The sequence below is a fragment of the Massilia sp. IC2-278 genome (assembly GCF_020708045.1).
Lineage (GTDB): Bacteria > Pseudomonadota > Gammaproteobacteria > Burkholderiales > Burkholderiaceae_D > Telluria.
Map to the genome: position 1 here is coordinate 157,664 of NZ_JAJFES010000006.1, position 20,948 is coordinate 178,611.

At 62.0% G+C, this 20,948-nt stretch carries 15 protein-coding genes; 4 read left to right on the forward strand and 11 right to left on the reverse strand.

Going from position 1 to position 20,948, the window contains the following annotated elements:
- Positions 1 to 38: 38 nt before the first annotated feature.
- The 7 genes from LK540_RS13995 to LK540_RS14025 all read right to left on the reverse strand — a co-directional run bounded on the left by LK540_RS13995 (position 39) and on the right by LK540_RS14025 (position 10,319).
- Positions 39 to 1,280 (reverse strand): Zn-dependent hydrolase, encoded by a 1,242-nt coding sequence (locus LK540_RS13995; protein ID WP_229437905.1) that lies wholly within the window; start codon positions 1,278 to 1,280, stop codon positions 39 to 41.
- 106 nt (positions 1,281 to 1,386) lie between these two features.
- Entirely contained in the window at positions 1,387 to 2,766 is a 1,380-nt protein-coding gene (gene hydA / locus LK540_RS14000; protein WP_229437906.1) for a dihydropyrimidinase, read from the reverse strand.
- A gap of 36 nt (positions 2,767 to 2,802) precedes the next feature.
- Complete coding sequence (locus LK540_RS14005) at positions 2,803 to 4,293, reverse strand: NCS1 family nucleobase:cation symporter-1 (protein ID WP_229437907.1); 1,491 nt, start codon at positions 4,291 to 4,293, stop codon at positions 2,803 to 2,805.
- Between the two features lie 87 nt (positions 4,294 to 4,380).
- A complete protein-coding gene (gene preA, locus LK540_RS14010; protein ID WP_229437908.1) occupies positions 4,381 to 5,745 on the reverse strand; it encodes an NAD-dependent dihydropyrimidine dehydrogenase subunit PreA in 1,365 nt (454 codons plus the stop codon).
- Positions 5,733 to 7,103, reverse strand: coding sequence for an NAD(P)-dependent oxidoreductase (locus LK540_RS14015; RefSeq protein ID WP_229437909.1), 1,371 nt, complete (start codon positions 7,101 to 7,103; stop codon positions 5,733 to 5,735). The genes preA and LK540_RS14015 overlap by 13 nt, the downstream gene beginning before the upstream one ends.
- Positions 7,104 to 7,475: 372 nt before the next feature.
- Positions 7,476 to 8,990: a CoA-acylating methylmalonate-semialdehyde dehydrogenase gene (locus tag LK540_RS14020; RefSeq protein ID WP_229437910.1), complete on the reverse strand. Its 1,515-nt coding sequence runs from the start codon at positions 8,988 to 8,990 to the stop codon at positions 7,476 to 7,478.
- A 12-nt stretch (positions 8,991 to 9,002) separates the two neighbouring features.
- Positions 9,003 to 10,319 carry an aspartate aminotransferase family protein gene (locus LK540_RS14025; RefSeq protein WP_229437911.1) on the reverse strand — a complete coding sequence of 439 codons (1,317 nt, stop codon included), beginning with the start codon at positions 10,317 to 10,319 and terminating at the stop codon, positions 9,003 to 9,005.
- A gap of 331 nt (positions 10,320 to 10,650) precedes the next feature.
- Between LK540_RS14025 and LK540_RS14030 the strand changes: the two genes are divergently transcribed.
- The 4 genes from LK540_RS14030 (at position 10,651) to LK540_RS14045 (ending at position 13,249) form a co-directional block, all read left to right on the forward strand.
- Positions 10,651 to 11,238, forward strand: a complete 588-nt coding sequence (locus LK540_RS14030; protein WP_229437912.1) for a GNAT family N-acetyltransferase — start codon at positions 10,651 to 10,653, stop codon at positions 11,236 to 11,238.
- 96 nt (positions 11,239 to 11,334) lie between these two features.
- Positions 11,335 to 11,586 carry a hypothetical protein gene (locus LK540_RS14035; protein ID WP_229437913.1) on the forward strand — a complete coding sequence of 84 codons (252 nt, stop codon included), beginning with the start codon at positions 11,335 to 11,337 and terminating at the stop codon, positions 11,584 to 11,586.
- Between the two features lie 2 nt (positions 11,587 to 11,588).
- Entirely contained in the window at positions 11,589 to 12,479 is an 891-nt protein-coding gene (locus LK540_RS14040) for a histidine kinase (protein WP_229437914.1), read from the forward strand.
- Complete coding sequence (locus LK540_RS14045) at positions 12,476 to 13,249, forward strand: LytTR family DNA-binding domain-containing protein (RefSeq protein WP_229437915.1); 774 nt, start codon at positions 12,476 to 12,478, stop codon at positions 13,247 to 13,249. Before LK540_RS14040 ends, LK540_RS14045 begins: the two co-directional genes overlap by 4 nt.
- A 237-nt stretch (positions 13,250 to 13,486) precedes the next feature.
- Here LK540_RS14045 and LK540_RS14050 read toward each other — a convergent pair whose 3' ends face one another.
- From LK540_RS14050 to LK540_RS14065, 4 genes are read right to left on the reverse strand one after another with little or no spacing between them, the layout of a single operon-like run.
- Positions 13,487 to 14,542, reverse strand: a complete 1,056-nt coding sequence (locus tag LK540_RS14050) for a DUF6708 domain-containing protein (protein ID WP_229437916.1) — start codon at positions 14,540 to 14,542, stop codon at positions 13,487 to 13,489.
- A 9-nt stretch (positions 14,543 to 14,551) separates the two neighbouring features.
- Entirely contained in the window at positions 14,552 to 17,032 is a 2,481-nt protein-coding gene (locus tag LK540_RS14055; protein WP_229437917.1) for a T6SS effector BTH_I2691 family protein, read from the reverse strand.
- Positions 17,033 to 17,034: 2 nt separating this feature from the next.
- On the reverse strand, positions 17,035 to 17,910 hold the full coding sequence (locus LK540_RS14060; protein ID WP_229437918.1) for a DUF4123 domain-containing protein: 876 nt from the start codon (positions 17,908 to 17,910) through the stop codon (positions 17,035 to 17,037).
- Positions 17,911 to 17,920: 10 nt separating this feature from the next.
- A complete protein-coding gene (locus LK540_RS14065) occupies positions 17,921 to 20,731 on the reverse strand; it encodes a type VI secretion system Vgr family protein (RefSeq protein ID WP_229437919.1) in 2,811 nt (936 codons plus the stop codon).
- Positions 20,732 to 20,948: the final 217 nt, after the last annotated feature.

The following is a 20,948-nucleotide window of genomic DNA, read 5'->3' on the forward strand; positions in this document are numbered from 1 at the left end:
CGCATCCCTGCCCTCACGCCATGATCGACTGCGCGACCTTACTCCACTACCCGCGCCCGCTCCAGCATCGCATGCAGCAGCACGTTGCAGCCGGCCTCCAGGTGCTCGGGCTTGGCATCCTCGATCTCGTTGTGGCTGATGCCGTCCTTGCAAGGCACGAAGATCATGCCGCTGGGCGCCACGCGGGCGGCGTAGATGGCGTCGTGGCCGGCGCCGGAGACCACGTCCATGACGGAGTAGCCCAGCTTGTCGGTGGCGGCGCGCACGGCGTTCACGCAGTCCGGGTGGAAGGGGCAAGGCGGATAATAGGAGACGCGCTCGACCTCGATGCCGAGGCCGGTCTCGCTGCGCGTTTTCGCGACAAAGGCGAGCATCTCTTCGTGCATGGTATTCAGCAGCGCGTCGTTCACATTGCGCAGGTCGATACTGAACTTCACCTGGCCCGGGATCACGTTGCGGCTGTTCGGGAACACCTGCACCATGCCGACCGTGCCGCGTCCATAAGGCGGGTAGCGGTAGGCAATCGCCACCACTTCTTGCATGATGCTTGTCGCCACCTGCAACGCATCGCGGCGCAGTCCCATCGGCGTGGGGCCCGCGTGCGCTTCCATGCCGCTGACCGTGCAGTCATACCAGGACAGGCCCATCACGGCCGGCACCACGCCGATCACCTTGTCGGCGTCTTCCAGCACCGGCCCCTGCTCGATGTGGGTTTCGAAGTAGGCGCCAATCGGGTGCTGGCCGGGTTCTTCCTCGCCCAGGTAGCCGATGCGTTCCAGCTCTTCGCGCACGCTCTTGCCCTCGACGTCCTTGGCGGCGTAGGCCGCGTCCAGGCTGAAAGCGCCGCAGAACACGCCCGAGCCCATCATCACCGGCACGAAGCGCGAGCCTTCCTCGTTGGTCCAGAAGGCAACCTCGATCGGGGCTTCGGTGACGATGCCATGGTCGTTCAGGGTGCGCACGACTTCCAGGCCGGCCAGCACGCCGTAGTTGCCGTCGAACTTGCCTCCGGTGGGCTGGGTGTCGACGTGGCTGCCGGTGACGATCGGCGCAAGGCTGGCGTTGCGGCCGGGGCGGCGCATGAAGACGTTGCCGATCTTGTCGACGGTGATCGACATGCCGGCTTCACGGCCCCATTGCACGACCAGGTCGCGGCCCTGGCGGTCGAGGTCGGTCAGGGCGAGGCGCTTGACGCCGCCCTTGTCGGTGGCGCCGATTTGGGCCAGTTCCATCAGGGAGTGCCAGAGGCGTTGGCCGTTGATGCGCAGGGTGTCGGGCATATCGTTCTCCGGGATGTGGACGCGCCGGCTTTCGATGCTGGTGGTGGGCCGGTGCTAATTGGACGCGTGGACGGCATAGCCGTCCACCCTACGGTACAGGTTCCGACTAAGCGAATGCCGGGCGGTCGATGTGGCGGCCGGCGCCCTCTTCGGCGCGCAGATCGCCGCGCTCGAAGACCAGCTTGCCGGCGGCGACCGTGTGGGTCGGGATGCCGCGCACGGTGCGGCCTTCGAAGACGTTGAAGCCGCCTTTCGAGAACTGGGTTTGTGCGGAGATGGTGCGGGTACCCTTCGGGTCCCAGACCACGAGGTCGGCATCGGCTCCGACCGCGATCACGCCTTTGCGCGGGTACATGTTGAAGATCTGCGCCGCGTTGGTCGAGGTGACTCGCACGAATTCGGAGGGCGTGAGGCGGCCGTTGTTCACGCCTGCGTCCCAGACCACCGCCATGCGTTCCTCGACGCCGCCGCAGCCGTTCGGGATGCGCGTGAAATCGTTCGCGCCCATCGCCTTTTGTTCGGCGCAGAAGGTGCAGTGGTCGGTGGCGGTGGTGTGCAAATTGCCGCCGGTAAGACCATTCCAGAGTGCGTCCTGGTGGTGGTGGCTGCGAAACGGCGGGCTCATGACGTGGCCGCGTGCGAAGTCCTCGTCGTCGCTTTGATACACGCTGTCGTCGATCACCAGGTGGCCGGCCAATGCTTCGCCAAACACGCGCTGGCCCCTGGCGCGGGCGCGCACGATGGCGTCCAGCGATTCGGCGCAGGACACGTGGACGATGTAGACCGGCGTGCCGAGCACGTTCGCAATCGCGATCGCGCGGTTCGCGGCTTCCGCTTCCACCTCGGGCGGGCGCGAGAGCGGATGGGCTTTCGCGCCCGTGATGCCCTTGGCCAGCAGTTCCTTCTGCAGCTGGAACACCAGTTCGCCGTTCTCGGCATGCACCGTCGGGATCGCGCCCAGTTCCAGCGCGCGGCGGAAGCTTTTTACCAGCGTCTCATCGTCGGCCATGATCGCGTTTTTATAGGCCATGAAGTGCTTGAAGCTGTTCACGCCATGCTCGCGCACCAGGGTGCCCATCTCGGCGTGCACCGACTCGTCCCACCAGGTGACGGCCACGTGGAAGGTGTAGTCGGCGGCCGACTTGCGCGCCCAGCCGCGCCAGGTGCGGTAGGCTTCCAGCAGCGATTGCTGCGGGTTCGGGATGACGAAGTCCATGATGGTGGTGGTGCCGCCCGCCAGGCCCGCCGCGGTGCCGCTGAAGAAATCGTCGGCGGTCACCGTGCCCATGAAGGGCAGCTGCATGTGCGTGTGGGTGTCGATCCCGCCTGGCATCACGTACTGGCCACCGGCGTCGATCACCGTGGCATTCGCCGGCGCGTCGATGCTGTCGCCGACGGCGACGATCTTGTCGCCAAAACAAAGCACGTCGCCGCGGAAGGCGCGGTCGGCGTTCACGATGGTGCCGCCACGGATGATCGTCGTCATGGATACGTCCCTTTCAGATGGACCCTGGCCCGGGTCTCAGGTTGGAGTATGCGGCGCCGCCCGCAGTGCCGGCGCCGTGCGGCCTTTCATCATCAGCCCGTACACCACCGCCGCGATCACGACGCCGACGAACCAGGCATAGGTATAGATGGTCTTGAAGGTCTCGCCCACGTTCGGGAACGAGGCCGGCAGCGCAGCGTTCAGGAAGCCCGGCAGGTTTGGCAGCACGCCGGCGGCAAAGGCGACGATGGCGGCGATGTTCCAGCCGCCCTTGTACGAGTAGGCGCCGCTGTCGCGGTACAGCTGGTCGACGTCGAGCCGGGTCTGGCGAATGAAGTAATAGTCGATGATCATGATGCCGGCGATCGGCCCGAGCAGCGCCGAATAACCGGTGAGCCAGATGAAGATGTAGTTCTGGGTCGTTTCCAGGATCTTCCACGGCATCATGGCCAGCGCGATGCCGGCCGTGATGTAGCCGCCGGTGCGGTAGCTGATGCGCTTCGGCGACAGCGCCGAGAAGTCATAGGCCGGGCCGACCAGGTTGGCGGCCAGGTTGACGCTGGCGGTGTCGATCAGCAGGATCAACAGGGCCACCAGCACGGCGATGCCGGTCATGCGGCTGGCCACGTCGACCGGGTCCCACAAGGCCTTGCCATACAGGACGATGGTGGCAGAGGTAACGGTGACGGCCAGCGCGGCGAGCAGCGCCATCGGCAGCGGCAGGCCCAGGGTCTGGCCGACCACCTGGTCTTTTTGCGTCTTCGCGAAGCGGGTGAAGTCGGGGATGTTCAGCGCCAGCGTGGCCCAGTAGCCGATCATGGCGGTGAGCGAAGGCCAGAACACGGACCAGAACAGGCCCGCTTTCGGGCCGCCCTGCACGAACTGTGAAGGTTGATCCAGCAGCGGACCGAAGCCGCCCACCTTGTCGTAGACCCACCAGAGCAGCAGGAAGCAGATCGCGATCTTCAGCGGTGCGGTATAGGTTTCAAGTTTGCGGATCGATTCCATGCCGTGCACGATGAAATACATCTGGATCGCCCAGAAGCCGAGGAAGCAGGCCAGCTGGCCGGCGTTGATGCCCAGGCCAGGCAGGTTGGCGCCGGCAATCGGGGCACCGAGCAGCACGCCGAGCAGCGTATAGATCATGCTGCCGCCGAACCAGGTCTGGATACCGTACCAGCCGCAGGCGACGATGGCGCGCATCAGTGCCGGCAGGCGTGCGCCGCGGGTGCCGAAGCTGGCCCGCGCCAGTACCGCATACGGAATGCCGTACTTGGTGCCGGCATGACCGATCAGGAGCATGGGCAGCAGCACGATCACGTTCGCCAGGAACACCGTCAGCACCGCCTGCCAGGCCGACATCCCGCTTTCGATCAGGCTGGCCGCCAGCATGTAGGCCGGGATGCTGATCACCATGCCGACCCAGAGCGCGGCGAAGTGGTACCAGCGCCAGGTGCGCTGGGCCGGGCTGGTGGGTGCGAGATCGTGGTTCCAGAGTTCGGTGCTGACTGCTTGGTGTTGCGTCACGTGGACTTCTCCTATCGGTTGCGGTGGATGCAACCCAGTGTAGCGCAAATGTTTACGGGTACGGGCCGGCGGCAGCCCGCACCCCGGTCAGGCTGGCAACCCGGCCAGCGCGGCGCTTCCATCTGTCGCGGCCGCCGTGCTCGCGGGCACCGCAGCAGCCGGCAACGTACACGACGGCGCCAGGTTTTCCGCACGCGGATTGCGCGGGTCCTGAGTCCAGTTCATGTAGGGCTGCGTGGCTGGCTGCGGCACCATGGTGATGCAGGCCTCGACCGGACAGGTGATCTCACACAGGTTGCATCCCACGCATTCCGAGCGGATCACCTCGTAGCGGCGCGCACCGTTCTCCGCCACCAGTTGAGCGATGGCCTGGTGCGAGGTGTCTTCGCAGGCCACGAAGCACTTGCCGCACTTGATGCACTTGTCCTGGTCGATGTCGGCAATCACCTGGTAATTCATGTCCAGGTATTTCCAGTCCGTGGTGTTCGGCACCGCCTTGCGCGAGAACGCCGCGATGTTGGCGTAGCCCTGCGTGTCCATCCAGCGCGACAGGCCATCCTTCATCTCGTCGACGATGCGGAAGCCATGCAGCATGGCCGCCGTGCATACCTGCACGCACCCGGCGCCCAGCGCGATGAACTCGGCCGCGTCGCGCCAGTTGCCGATGCCGCCGATGCCGGAGATGGGCAGCCTGTTTGTCGCCGGGTCGCGCGCGATCTCGGCCACCATGTTCAGGGCGATCGGCTTGACCGCCGAGCCGCAATAGCCGCCATGGGTGCTGGCGCCGCCGACAATGGGGTAGGCCACCATGCGGTCGAGGTCGAGGTGGGTGATCGAGTTGACGGTATTGATCAGCGAGACGGCGTCCGCCCCGCCGGCCAGCGCGGCGCGGGCCGGTGCGCGCACGTCGGTGATGTTCGGCGTCAGCTTGACGATGACCGGCAGGCGCGTGTGCTTCTTGCACCAGCTTGTGACCATCTGCACGTACTCGGGCACCTGGCCGACGGCCGCGCCCATGCCGCGTTCGGGCATGCCGTGCGGGCAGCCGAAGTTCAGCTCGATGCCGTCGGCGCCGGTGGCTTCCACCAGCGGCAGGATCGCGGCCCAGGGCGCTTCTTCGCAGGGCAGCATCAGCGATACGATCATCGCGCGGTCGGGCCAGGCCTTTTTCACCGCCGTGATTTCGCGCAGATTAATTTCCAGGCTGCGGTCGGTGATCAGTTCGATGTTGTTGAATCCGATGACTTCGCGATTCTTGCCGTAGTGGGCCGAATAGCGCGAGGACACGTTCACCGCCGGCGGGTCTTCGCCCAGCGTCTTCCACACCACCCCGCCCCACCCCGCCTCGAAGGCACGCACGACGTTATAGGCCTTGTCGGTCGGCGGCGCCGAGGCCAGCCAGAAGGGATTCGGCGACTTGATGCCGCAAAAATCGATGCTCAGGTCGGCCATGCTGCCCCCGCTTGGAAGTCGTTGTGGATGGCCAGCGCGGCCAGCTTGCCGTGCTGGACTGCCTGCACCGTCAGGTCCTGGCCCAGCGCCACGCAGTCGCCGCCGGCGTAGATGCCGGGCACGCCGGTGCGCAGCGCGGCATCGACCTGGATGCGCTCGCCCTCGCGCCACAGCGTCTGCGCGAACTGGTCGGATGGGGGCGGCGCTTCGATCGCCTGGCCGATGGCCTTGAACACGGCGTCGGCGGCGATGTCGATGAAGGCGCCGGTGCGCTCCAGGCGGCCATCGTCGATCCGCGTCTCCTCGAAGCGCATGCCGGCCACGCGGCCGGCGTCGTCGAGCAGCACCTCCAGCGGCGCGGCCCAGGTGCGGATGCGCACGCCGTTCAGCTTGGCGATCTCGATTTCGTGGCCGGTGGCGCTCATCGCCTCGTAACCGCGGCGGTAGACCAGGGTCACTTCATCGGCGCCGAGGCGCTTGATCTGCACCGCCATGTCGATGGCCGTATTCCCGGCGCCGACCACGATGGCGCGGCGCGGCACCGGCAGGCGCGACAAATCGTCGGCCTGGCGCAGCGCGGCGATGTAGTCGGTGGCGGCCAGCAGGCCGGGCGCGTCTTCGCCGGTGAGGCCGAGGCGGCGGCTGGCGCCCAGGCCGAGGCCGAGGAAGACGGCGTCGAAGCGCGTGTGCAGGTCGCGCAGTTGCAGGTTGTCGCCGAGGGCCTGGCCGTACTGGATGTCGATGCCGCCGACCGACAGCAGGAAGTCGACTTCCTGCTGGGCGAATTCGCCCGGGAGCTTGTACTTGGCGATGCCGTATTCGTTCAGGCCGCCGGCTTTGGGACGGGCTTCGAACACCACCACGTCGTGGCCGAGCATGGCCAGGCGGTGCGCGCAGGACAGGCCGGCGGGGCCGGCGCCGACCACGGCGACTGTCTTGCCGGTGCTGGGGGCTCGGGTGAAGGGGTGGGCGGTGAAGCCGGCGTTGTCGATGGCGTGGCGCTGCAGCAGGCCGATCTTTACCGGCTCGCGCTCGGCGTAGTGGTTGCGCACGCAGGCGTCTTCGCACAGGATTTCGGTGGGACAGACACGGGCGCAGCTGCCGCCGAAGATGTTCTGCTTCAGGATGCCGACGGCGGCGCCGGTGACGTTCTGGTCGTGGATGTTGCGGATGAAGCTGGCGACGTCGATGCCGGTCGGGCAGGCGCGGGTGCAGGGGGCGTCGTAGCAGTACAGGCAGCGCGCCGCTTCGATGGCGGCCTGGCGTGCGGTGAGCGCGGGCGCCAGGTCGGTGAACTGGGTGGCCAGTGCCGTGTGCGAATCGGCTGCCGGCGGCAGGTGCTGGAGAGTCTCGATCATGTGCATCCCTTCTTGTTGTAAGGTGAAATGCTGGTGTTCGAACTGCTGGTGCGGGTAATGCTGGTGGCAATGTTGCTTTTCGTAGGGTGGGCACCTGTGCCCACGCGGTCGTACTCATGCATGCCGCACGGTTGATCCCGGAACGATTGTCTGCACGACGATCACGGCCATTTCGGGTATATCGACTATCAAACGCCGCACCGCGTGGACACAGGTGTCCACCCTACGGAATTGCACGACAATGTTGGCGAGATCGCCTATATCGACCATCAAACGTGGTACCGCGTGGGTTCGATAGCCATTCGTGGCCCGGCCCACCCTACGACCGCGTAATGAAGCAGGACACCGGTGGGTACGAGTACCCACCCTACGTTATTTCATCTGCGGGAACGCGAACTCGACGCCGGCACTCGCCGTGTTCGGCCAGCGCTGCATCACCGCCTTGTGCCGTGTATAGAAGCGCACGCCTTCCGGCCCGTACGCATGGTGGTCGCCGAACATGCTGCGCTTCCAGCCGCCGAAGCTGTTGAAAGCCATCGGCACCGGCAGCGGCACGTTCACGCCCACCATGCCCACCTGGATCTGGCGCACGAATTCGCGCGCCACGCCGCCGTCGCGCGTGAACACGGCCACGCCGTTGCCGTACTCATTGGCGTTGATCAGCTCCACCGCGCTGCCCACGTCGGGCAAACGCACCACGCACAGCACCGGCCCGAAGATTTCTTCCTTGTAGATGCTCATCTCAGGCTTGACGTGATCGAACAACGTGCCGCCCACGAAGAAGCCGTTTTCAAACCCTTCGACCTTGTGGCCGCGACCATCGACCACCAGCGTCGCGCCCTGCTCCACACCTTCACCGATCAAGCGTTCGATGCGCTGGCGCGCTGCCTGCGTGACCACCGGCCCCATCTCCATGCCCGCGCTCATGCCCTCGCCGATTTTCAACGACGATGTACGCTCGGCCAGCGCGGCTACCAGCTTGTCGCCAGCATCGCCAATCGCCACCGCCACCGAAATCGCCATGCAACGCTCGCCGGCCGAACCGTAGGCCGCGCCGATCAGCGCGTCGACCGCCATGTCCATGTCGGCGTCGGGCATCACCACCATGTGGTTCTTGGCGCCACCCAGGGCCTGCACCCGCTTGCCGTTGGCGCTGCCGCGCGCGTAGATGTACTCGGCAATCGGCGTCGAGCCGACAAAGCTGATCGCCTGCACCTCCGGGTTGTCGAGCAGCGCATCGACCGCCGTTTTATCGCCCTGCACCACGTTAAACACGCCGTCCGGCAGCCCGGCTTCCTTCAGCAGCCGCGCATGCAGCAGCGACGGCGACGGGTCGCGTTCCGATGGCTTGAGCACGAAGGTATTCCCGCAGGCGAGCGCCACCGGGAACATCCACATCGGCACCATCACCGGGAAGTTGAACGGCGTGATGCCGGCCACCACGCCGAGCGGCTGGCGCATCGACCAGGCGTCGATGCCGCGTGCGATCTGGTCGGTGAATTCGCCCTTCAGCAGTTGCGGAATGCCGCAGGCGAATTCCACCACCTCGATGCCGCGCGCGACTTCGCCCTGGGCGTCGCTGAAGGTCTTGCCATGCTCGCGCGTGATCATGGCCGCGAACTCGTCGGTGTGCTGCTGGCACAGCTGCAGGTACTTGAACAGGATGCGCGAACGCGCCAGTGGCGGCGTCGCCGACCAGGCCGGGAAGGCGGCGGAGGCTGCGAATACGGCGGCATTGACTTCGTCCACGCCACCCAGGGTCACACGCGCGCAGGGTTCGCCCAGCGCCGGGTTGAACACGTCGGCATAGCGCTCGCCGGCGCTGTCGACCACGTGGCCGCCGATGAAGTGGCCGATGACGTTGACCGTACGATCGAGGTGATTCATGGTTTGTCTCTTCTAGTCCAGGTTTTTCAGTATGTTGGCCAGCTTGCCGAACAGGTCGTCGATGTGCTGTTTCTCGAGGATGAGGGGCGGCGACAGGGCGATGATGTCGCCCGTCGTGCGGATCAGGATGCCGTCGGCAAAGGCCTTCTTGAGCGCCTGGAAGGCGCGCGCGCCGGGCTTGCCGGGAATCGGTTCGAGCTCGATGCCGGCGATCAGGCCGATGGTGCGCAGATCGATCACGTGCGGCAGGCCTTTCAAGGAGTGCACCGCATCCTCCCAGTAAGGCTGGATGCCCCGTGCGTGTTCGAGGATCTGCTGCTCCTTGAAGACTTCGAGCGTGGCCAGCGAAGCGGCGCAGGCCACCGGGTGGCCCGAATACGTATAGCCGTGGAACAGTTCGATGCCGGCCGGCGCATCCATGAAGGCGTCGTGGATGTGCCTTTTGCTGAACACGGCGCCCATCGGGATCACGCCATTGGTCAGGCCCTTGGCCGTGGTCATCATGTCCGGCTCGACCTCGAAGTAATCGGCCGCGAAGGGCGTGGTCAGGCGCCCAAAGCCGGTGATCACCTCGTCGAAGATCAGCAGGATGCCGTGCTTGTCGCAGATCTGGCGCAGCTTCTTCAGGTAGCCTTTCGGTGGCACCAGCACCCCGGTCGAACCCGAGACCGGCTCGATAATGACGGCCGCAATGGTGGACGCATCGTGCAGGGTGACCAGGCGTTCGAGTTCGTCGGCCAGTTCGGCGCCGAAGTCCGGCTCGCCGCGCGAAAACGCATTCTTCAGCAGGTTGTGCGTGTGTGGCAGGTGGTCGACGCCCGGCAGCAGCGGGCCGAAGGCCTTGCGGTTCGGGCCGATGCCGCCCACCGACAGGCCGCCGAAGCCGACGCCGTGATAGCCGCGTTCGCGCCCGATCAGCCGGGTACGCCCGCCCTCGCCGCGCGCCTTGTGGTAAGCCAGCGCGATCTTCAGGGCGGTGTCGACCGCCTCGGAGCCCGAGTTCGTATAAAACACGTGGCCGAACTTGTGGCCGGTATAGTCCATCAGCTTCTCGGCCAGGTCGAAGGCGGCCGGGTGGCCCATCTGGAAGGTGGGCGCGAAGTCGAGCTGGCCGATCATCTCGCGCACCGCGCTGACGATCCGCGGTTGGGCGTGGCCGCAGGGGACGCACCAGAGGCCGGCGGTGCCGTCGAGGATCTGGTTGCCGTCAACGTCCTTGTAGTACATGCCTTCGGCCGACACCAAGAGGCGCGGGTCGGACTTGAAATCGCGGTTGTTCGTGAATGGCATCCAGAATGCGGACATCGATTCGGGTCTGGCTTCGTTCATGCAGGCTCTCCCTTGTTTGCAGCCCTATGGCGGACCGTCAGTCAAAACAATGATGCAAAACGATGAGGCGTCATAGCAATGTGCGCGACCGCGCCCGGAAAGTAAAGCCGGCCGCGCCAGACCCGGCAACTCCATGCATGCCGCGTTGCAAACATGCAAAAGAGTCAACCGATCCGTTAATATAAACGTAGCCTGAGAACCCGTCATATGAAATTGCGTATATGCGAAGTCAGCCACGGGAACTGGACAATGCTAGTGCACTTGAGTATGTGTTCGTAACAGAATGCCAAGGTGTTTGATCTAGCGCAAACCATTTAGCTTCGGAGAGCTCATGTCAGCGTTCCTGCCACCCATCTTGCGTACTGCCCGCCTGGTCCTGCGTCCGTTCGAGCGCAGCGACGCCCCGGACCTGCTGCGCGTGTTCGCCGACGCCGAAGTAGTGCGCTATTGGTCGAGCGGCGCCTGGACCGACATCGCCCAGGCCGAGGCCATGATCGCAGAAGCGCACCAAGCCTACCTGGACGGCGGCCTGTACCGCTATGCGATCGCGCTGGCCGACACCAACCGGCTGATCGGCATCTGCAACCTGCGCGGCCACTTCGAACAGAACCGCCGTTGCGAACTCGGCTACGCCCTGGGACGCGCGCACTGGGGACAGGGTTATGCAGGCGAAGCGCTCGAAGCCCTGCTCGGGCACGCCTTCCATGCGCTCGACATCAACCGCATCGAAGCCGACATCGACCCGCGCAACGAGGCCTCGGCGCGGCTGCTGGAAAAGCTCGGCTTCCGGCAGGAAGGCTATATGCCGGAACGCTGGATCGTCCATGGCGAAAAGGCGGATACGGCGTTCTATGGCCTACTCAGGCGCTACTGGGACGAGCGTGCGGCCACCCATTCATCGGCCCACGCTACCGGTTAAGCCATGAATTCGGCCATTCGTCGCCCCGATATCGCGCGGACGCGGCAGTGGTTTTACAGTGCACCTATCCGAACTTCTTTTGAGAGGAGCAGTCGCATGAAAACCACCACCTTCCGTAGCCTTGCCGCCGAACTCGAAGACGCCGCCGAGGCCTGCCTGCGCACCCTGCGCGGCGGCCTGCGCACTTTCTCGGCCCTGCCCTGGCCGGCCCTGCTGCTGGCAGCCGTGCTGGTGGCGTGCGCGATCACCGTCATCCCGCTGGCCCTGATGCTGTTTGCGATCTTCCTGGCCATCAAGTACGCGGTGCTGGCCATTAACAACGACAAGACCACCCCAATCGAGGACTGAACGTGCAGGCAAGCCAGATCAACCGGACGCTCGACTTCATGCGTGAAGCCATCAGGGAAGCGAGCAAGCTCTGGTGGGCATTTTTCGACTGGCTTGCCGTCGTCGAATGGCGCCGGCTGTACCTCACCTGGTTCCTCGCGGTCGTGTTCTTCATCATGGTGAACACGCCCGAGCCGGCCTTCTGGTACGTGTTCATCTCCTTCGGCGTCAAGGTGCTGGCCGGCGGCAAGCGCCGCGCCGAACTCGTCGCGCGCGACGCCACCCTGAAAGCCGATGTCGCCACGCTCGAACGGCGCCTGACCGAAGCGCAGATGGCCGCGCTCCAGGCGCAGGTCGAGCCGCACTTCCTGTTCAATACCCTGGCCCTGATCGGCCGCCTGATCGAAACCGACCCGCCTGAAGCGGCCAAGGTGCATGCGCACCTGATCGCCTACCTGCGCTCGGCCCTGCCGCAAATGCGTTCCTCGGGCGGCGCCACGCTCGGCAAGCAGCTGGAACTGTCGAAAGCCTATCTCGCCATCATGCAGGCGCGCATGAAGGAACGCCTCGCGGTGCGCTTCGAGGTGCCTGATTTCCTCGGCAGCGCGCCCTTCCCGCCGATGATGCTGCAGACGCTCATCGAGAACGCCATCAAGCATGGGCTGGAACCGAAGATCGCCGGCGGCACCATTCTCGTGCGTGCGCGGGTCGAAGGTGCGACGCTGGTCGTGGACGTATGCGACGACGGCGTCGGCATCGACCTGCATGCGGACGAAGGCGTGGGGCTGGCGAATATCCGCGAACGCCTGCAACTGCTGTATGGCGCCCAGGCCGAGCTGGTGATCGAAGCGCCGGTAAGCGGCGGCGCCTGCGCCTCGGTGCGCATACCCTACAAGATGATGGAGGACGCATGATGGCGACCGTGACCACTGCACTGATTGCGGACGATGAGGAACCGATGCGCGAACAGCTGCGTGCTCGCCTGCTCGAAGTCTGGCCCGATTTGCAGATCGTGGCCATGGCCTCGAACGGCGTGGAGGCCGTGGAGATGGCCACGCGCTTCAAGCCGCAGATCGTGTTTCTCGATATCCGCATGCCGGGCATGGGCGGCATCGAGGCGGCGCGCCAGTTGTACGACCGCTGCCATATCGTATTCGTCACGGCCTATGACCAGTATGCGGTGGACGCGTTCGAGCAGGGGGCGATCGATTATTTGCTGAAGCCGGTCACAGCCGAGCGGCTGGTGACGACCTGTGAACGGCTGCGTCGGCGCTTGTCGCAGGCGCCGCAGGATATCGGAGCGCAACTGGCGCAGCTGGGCAGTTTGCTGCAGCAGCAGGGATCGGCGCCGAAGCGCAGCTTCCTGCGCTGGATACAGGCACAGGTAGGCAGCAACCTGCGCATGATCAGCACGCGCGAGATTTTGTTTTTCCAGTCGGATGAAAAGTACACGCGGGTGCAGACGGCGACGGCCGAGCTGTTGATCCGCAAGACGCTCAAGGAACTGGCGGATGAGCTGGATCCGGATGAGTTCTGGCGGATTCACCGTTCGACGCTGGTGCGCGTGGATGCAATTGCCGAGGTGTCGCGGGATATGCGCGGGCGGCAAATGCTGAGGGTAAGGAATTATCCGAACGAGCTGGAGGTCAGCAGGAATCATTCGCACTTGTTTCAGCAAATGTAATTTAATGGTACGGCAGCCATTTGCCCGTGCGTGCCGGACGCCGATGGCGTATGCGAGCGGGCCGTGGAGACCGGTGCCGAAGTCGTCATCGCACTTGCGGATGCGGAATATGGCGGACGCGGATTTACGTGCTGCGATCTGGAGGGCATGTGTGGAGTGTGGGACCTACGATCTGTGGCAGCAAACTGCTTGATTAGCATGGAGCGTATCGGCGCTATCCCCCACACACCGTCGTGATTACGTCTTGGGGTTCGTCGAATCTGGACATGCCTTTGGTCGAAAGCCTACTCCTGCAGCTAACGCCGCTTCAGGGAACAAAGCCATGCGGTCTCCTTTCGGCGTACCTTCGATCGCGAAAGGATCACCGGGTTCGACCTTGCTACTCGCTTCTATATCGTCCGGCCATACAGGAATTTTGCTGGTTCGTACCGCAATCAGTCTGAACAAAAACGCTATTGTGCAGTATGGGATAAGCATAAGAAAGACCGGGATAGGCGCGCCGGATATATTGGCGAAAGTGCGTTCCAAACTTATCCGAACACTTTCTCTGCGCTTATCAATCGGCATACAGAACTGCACCTGGTTCGATACAGATTGCGGGCCGTCCTCCATGTAGCGACGAACAAACTCCCAGTGCGCACGTACGAAGTCAGTGGATGAGATATGGTCTGCTTGTGCAGCGAGATCTACTGGGCTAATTGAACCATAATAACTAAGAGCAAAACTTTCCCTTATCGTGACGTTATCTGAATCCATGATATGGCCACGCACTTCCCAGTCATTCGCCACAGGAAGATGACCTAAAGTAAAAAATATTTTATTCCACGGGGCGGACAATACTGACCCATCAGCTCGAAAGACGTGCACCATCTGCGTTTTGTAGTTGAAACGGATTGGAAAATGGGTATAAGCGAAAGATTCCTTCCTAAGCCCCCATACACCTATGAGGATAGGCGGAAGAGAAATTGAGAAAATAACGCAAGAAAAAATGATTTGCTCCAACTTCTCATCCGCATTCATATTTCCCCATGAGACAGGACCTGCCGCCAAAGCCATAGTTACCCCGCCGTAACCAAACATACAAATTAACAATAAAGAGGCGGCTGTTATCAATCCTTTCCAACCAAACCACCTATCGACAGAATCCATAAAAGTTGAATTCATCTTAATAATGCTCAACTGATAATGAGGCTCTAAAGCAAGGCGCTTTTTCTGTCTCAGATGATGCCTACGCTCCTGCTCAGTGAGCATCCGTTTTTTCGGATATGTGCTAACCAGACTCGTAAAGTTCATTTTTCGCCTCTATTTAAATGCCAAATCCAACTGATCCTGTAGTGTTTTGAGATCAGGATAGCGCTGTGAAGTCAATTTACCCCAAGGGCATCGCTCCAACCAATCCTGTATTGGATTGTCCTTTAAAAATTCAATGAGCAGTGCAATTGTGATCACTGCAAGAACCAAAAGCCCAATTATAGGAAACAGAGAAGCACCGGCTATCCAACCGATGCTACTTGCCAACATGGTAAAAGCAAGAATTCCTCCGGTGACAGCTGATGCAAAATATAGAACCGCCACTCCTTTATTTCCTTCCTGCATTTCCTCTTTTCCCGTCTTATAGTCCAGAAACGCCACATACAATCCAACCGCCAGTCCTCCGGCAATTCCCGTTATTTTCATAAGATTCGCTGCAGCCGTTGCCAAACCCTGCCCAAGACGAAGTGTTGTCGCACGCCCGGCGACAGCGTTACCTAGCGCTTCTGACGTCGTCGCAGCAATCGTTCCCAAACCAGCATAAACGCGCCCCGCAGCGTCAGATTTATTATTTGAAAGACTACTTTTTTCATCGTCGTACAGCTTGGTCAAGCAGATAGCCTGAAGAATTCCGGCAACAACACCTGAGCGCACCTTCCCATTAATGACGACTCGCCATCTCTCTAGATTGAGGTCATCGAGATCTTCAACTCTTTTCAGACACCCAGCTAACCATTCAGCGCGCTTTTGAGGGCTAAGACCGCTAGGCATTCGAGCAATCATTTCCTCATCAGCAATCACCAGCCATCGTTTGGCTGTCGTACCTTCCAACGGTACCCCGTGAATTTGCAGGCGCCTCAACTCAGCATTGACAGCACGGCGCATTTGACCTGAACTTAATGACTGCCCGCTTTTTGTTATAAGTTGACGAACCAAATGCGCACGAAATTGTCCGCGACTCCCAGTTAGATCACACATCACTATCGGATGTCCAGAAATCAGGCCTGTCGCAATCACCGCCGCTCGGAATTTCGAACTACCATCCATTACTTTTCCAAACATCTTTGCTATCGAACCACTTATTTGAATAACTAAACGCGCTACGACGTTTTGCGTCTGTTGATTGAGTCTTTCAACCACACCGGTAAAGACAGAAAAGACGTTATCCCACGGTATTTGCCGAAAATCAAACTTCCCCTTGACTGCTTCTTTAACCGCTCTAGCATTGACATCCTGATTAAGCAGCATTGCCCGTAACAGGATATTCGTTTCAATAATTTCCCCTTCAAGCCATTTCTCATAAAGCTGAGCACAAATTCGTTTGTCTTCGGTACCGGCGATGCAACGCGTAATAAGGGCAGTGTAGACTGCTCCTGACTCCGGATCGTGCGCATCAAAGTTACACGCCAAATAGTCGGCCAAATCCGCACTTTCCATCCACGCCGCGTGACTTATTGCCAAAGGATAGATAAATACAGCATCAAAAGCGTCAAGTTTTTTACTGAACGGGCCATACCAGTCCTTGCGCGCTTTGTCATCGAATTTTTCTGTGTATTTCTTCCACTCGCGATCAGCAGAACTTTTTATCTGGGCCTGATTAAGATTGCGCATTGCCTTAGTCCGTTCGCGAGTGGCCTGTGAAAACAAATGACCGAGTGGATTAGCCTTTTCCTGATCATTGGCATGTTTCTCAGCTGTAAAAATCTCCACATGTTCCGATCGCGTACGTACGGCCTCTTCAATACTGTCTATTGCCAAGCTTGCTACGAGGTTGCGCCTATCCTCGGGGCGACTTGCCAGAAACAATTCGGCATTTCGACGCATCAAACATGCAAGTTCCTGTGCAATCCCAGCCGGATCAGGCAAGGTTACGATGAGCGCACTTCCTGGACGCAGGGCTTCACATTCGCGCTGCAAACGGTTTGCACCGTCATGCCTGATAGCGAATGCAAACGGCGCCCAGCTGAAGTTCGCTTTCACCAGATGTGGCACCATGGCGTATTCAGCGACTACGGCTGAGACCTGCGCAATGGGACGATGCGGATGTTGTTTTCCGCTCAACGCAGCTTTAATATCAATCTCTACCATATGACGCTTACGATAAGCTGGGTCGTCATGCAATTTGCGTACTGCCTCAGTCCAAACCACATCACTGAAACCTATCCATATTTTGGAAGCATTGACCGGATCAGGGACAGTGATGCAGCTTGCCACTGCACGATGACCTTCATCTGGGCAGTTAAACGGTTTTGAAGGCACGACAGGAATAGCGCCAGGGGTTTGCAACAACTTGAAGAAATAACCGTCGTCTGTAACGAAATACGCCTCCCATCTTCTGCGTGCCTCATCGAAAACATTGACATAGCCACTTCGAAGCAAGCGCTTGGTGTAATGCGCGGCGCCTGGTGAAAGCTCGATTGGCAAACCGGGAGCTAACGGAGCACCAGCCCCTGCAGATGCTACTGCGTCCCGCACGAGCAAAATCGGCAAGCCGCGCTTGTCGCAAAACTCGCATTTGGTTGGCGTCGTCATCGTTACATTTCTCCCTGCAGCGTTGTGGATAGACGCACCTCGGCCCAGACATGCTCCGGCACCAAGGCAAATCGGTCGGATAGACCGGAATCCCCATTCCGTGAAGGCTTGATCGCGCGTGCGATGTCGGGATGCCGGTCGAACCCGGAATGGCTGACCAATCCCCGGGTAGCGAACTCGACAAGATCGGCTTGCTCGACAAGACCGTGCTCGACCGCGCGTTCGATCAATCGCTCGGCCAACAATGCCTGGCTATCCAGTGCAGACGCAGTGAACACAGCAGCACCGTGTAGCGCACGATTAACCATACCGATGCTTTCGATACGTTCCCAGTCCCACATGAGTGCGCCGGCATACGACGGCACGACACCATTCCCTTCGAGGTGCGTGTCGGTTTGACCAGGAATTTCTCGCGCCGCCATTACCCAGGTCCCGCCAACCCAATAGGTAAAGGCTTGCGCCATACCGAACATCTTCTTGCGCTGGGCCGGACGCAATATGCGTAGCAACTGATGCAGGACGCGCGGGTCGTGCAGCCGCAGCCATAGCCGGCGCCCAGGTTGTGGCTTGGCCAACTGCATGGCATTCCAATGCCTGATGGTTGCCGATGCATCTGCGCTGGTCCGGATTAATACAACCGCTCGCAGTGACCGGGCCGCTGGTGACTCATCGCACAGAAATGCGAACAACTCCGCTGCACGGGCGTGCGGCGTACGGCGCAGATCGATCAGCCTGGGCATCAAATGCGAGCTTGGCACCAGTTCCTTGGGAACCAGCGTTTCCATGACCAGCCCAGCAGGAAGTTCCTCCAACATCGACGCATCGGCGATTGCAAAAGCATGTTCCTGGTACGCCTGGTAATCGAGGTTTCCGTTCATGGCGCACCCATCACGACAGAGGAACAGTACTGTCGCCGGCAGCCGCAGCGCCTGCTGCACGGTACTCGCACAGCTTCAGCTCACCAGGTTTCGGCAGCGTTTTTTCCTGGCCGGCGCTTTGCGGCCCTGCCAATTCCTTTTTGCTCGCCTTGAAATCCACCTTGCCGGGCGCGTGGACCTCGATGTTCCCGCCTTCCAGCTTGATGTACGCGCCTTGCGCGGTCAGCAGCACATGCTTTGTGGGAGCCGCGACCGCGACTGACTTGCCGACACTGGCAACCGTCACCAGCTTGTCGGCCACCAAGGAGCTCGCACCCGACTGGCTTTGGCTGCTCAGCTTTCCGCTGGCCGCATGCAGCTTCAGGCCGGCCTCCTGGTTCGGCTTCTTGCTGTTGGCGACTTTGCCGTAGCTGAACAGGCTGATGCCGCGAATGACGGCAATGCCTGTATTCCCCTGTGCAGCGAAGTTGATGTCCTGCCCGGCGCTCATGCTGGCGGTCGCTTCGGCAGTAACCGTCACGCTTCCGGATGTTCCGGCAACGATCCCGGCAGGCGCCGACAACTGCATATGCGGTTCACTGAAAGCCGTCACTTTGCCCTGCCCACCCACATCACTGCTACTGCCGTTCTCCATACTGCCGAGCACCTCGACACTGCGTCCGAGGGCTTTGAATACGGCCAGACTCTCCGCTTCCGGCTCATTTTTCAGCTTCGCGTGATGCTTCTGCGCCTGCGTTGCCAGGCCAAGCGCCATCTGCCGGCTCGACTCGATCTGCCCGACCGCTTCCCGCGCATCCAGCTGCCCACTACTGCCGCCATGGCGCCCATCGCAAGACAACAACACACCCTGCCCAGCCCGAAGCGCAGCACTCTGCTCGCTCTTCAACTCCGCCCCGAATCCCACCCCTTCCAGCCGCCCGTTATCGCTCTGATGCCGCAAATGCCCCAGGTTCAGCTCCGCCGACCCATCGTGCGCCTTGCCATGCCGCTGTAATACAAGCCGCGCCTGCTCCGCGCTGTCATCGAACACCAGCTGGTTATAGGCCCCGCTCCCGCCCTGGTTATCCCGCATCGCCTGCGACTTGATCCCCGACAGCACCGCCGGATGCGCATGCGCCCCGCCCTCGCCTGGGAACCACGCCGGCGCATTGCCCGTCACCGCGCCTGCGCCATACGCCATGCTGTTGTGCTGGGCATCGGCCTGCCCACGCCCGTTGTACAGCGCACCAATCACTACCGGCCGGTCGATATCGCCATCCATGAAATCGACCAGCACTTCCTGCCCGACGCGCGGCAGCATGTTGCTGCCCCAGTTGGCGCCGGCGAGCGGCGTCATCACCCTCACCCAGGTGCCTGCCGAGTCATTGCCGGGTGCGCCGGTATGTCGTTCAGGAGACGGATGCGCCAGCCGGCTATGGCTGGCCTCGCCACGCTGCCAGTGAAATTGCAGCTTGATGCGGTGATCGCGGTCGGTATGGACGGTGGCGCCGGCTGCACCGACCACGATCGCCGTCTGCTGCCCGCGCACCGTGGGACGCGGATGCAGCAGCTGGCCGTGCGCATCGACGCCGCTGCTGCGGTAGGGGATGCTGGCCAACAAGGCGTCGAAACGGTTGCGATACAGGGGGCGTTCGCCGATGCCGGCCCCGGCCACACGCATGCCGGCTTCCGCATCGAGGGTTGCGGCCACGGCGCCTTTTCCCAGCAGGGCATGCACGCTGCCGTTCACCTCCGCCGACAAATTGTTGTGCATCAGGTGCACCGTGCGCACGATGGTGAAGCTGCGCCCGGCATCGTCGCGCGCTTCGTCGAAGCGGGCGTGACCGTGCAGCGCAAACGTGGTGCCGGGCGCAAAGGTGCGCACCGTCCCCGCGCCCACATGCACCTGGTGCGTGGCTTCCAGCGCCTCGATCTGCCTGGTGACGATGCGCTGCCCGTGCTCGCGGTCGGTCCAGGCATAGGTGCCGGGCGCGTCGCGGCTGCTCAGGCTGGCGTCGCCACCCACGCCGGCGGCGCTTACCTGGCGTTGGCCTGCGCTGCGATAGTCCCAGCTGCCCATCTCCACGGCATCGGTGCGCAGGCGCGATTCGGTACGCCAGCGGTCGATGCTGTCGGCGCGCATCACGGCGCTGGCTTGCGTGAAGCGCACTGCCGCCTGCGCATTCGGCTGGAAGGCGCCGTTGTGGTCGGCAATCACCATCGTGTGGCAACCGAGCGCGGCGTTGCGCGGGTCGCCGTCGTGCTCGAAGAAATAGAACAGGCCTTCCTCGTGCATCAGGCGCTCGGCAAAGGCCAGGTCGCTTTCCTGGTATTGCGTCGTCAAGCTGCGCCGTGGATAGATGCGGCGGTCGGCAATCTCGTAGCGCCATGCCGGCATCAGCCGGCCTTTGCTCTGGTATGCGGCGAACACGGCGTCGAGGATGTCGAAGACCGTCATGTCCTGGAAGATGCGGCTGTCGCGGCCCAGGCCGAGAAAGCTGCTCCAGGGTTGCAGGGTGAGGTGGTAGCGGGCCAGGCCGCCGTTCGCGCCGCTGATCTGCGCTGCCGCGATGTGCCCGTGAAACGGCCGCAGCGCATCGCGGCTGGCGGCGGTCAGCAATTGCAGCAGGGCCGGCTGGCCGAGCAGGGTTTTCAGCGGCAGGTGGGCATCCTCGCACAAGACGTCGATGCGGAAGGTGAATCCCGTGCTGATACCCTCTTCGCCGCGCACGCATTCGGCCAGCAAGTCCTCGCCGAGCGGCGTCGTCAGCCTGACCAGGCGCGTCGTCTGGGTAGTACGCGCGAACGCTGCGAGTAGGCCTGCCTGGATGTGTTGCCGCATGCGCGAGCTCCCGTGGAATGCAGGCTGCATCGGCGCACAGCGGTAGCGTGCACGGCAGCCCGAACCCAGCGATTACACGTCGAGTCTGCCATGCGGAAATTGCGCAAGATCAGGCCACTTGCCGCCGTAACATAGTTCGGCAAATCAGCAACAGTACGTCGGCGCTCGCATTCGGAAAACCACGCCAGACGAAGTCAGAACAATCCGAACACTTGCG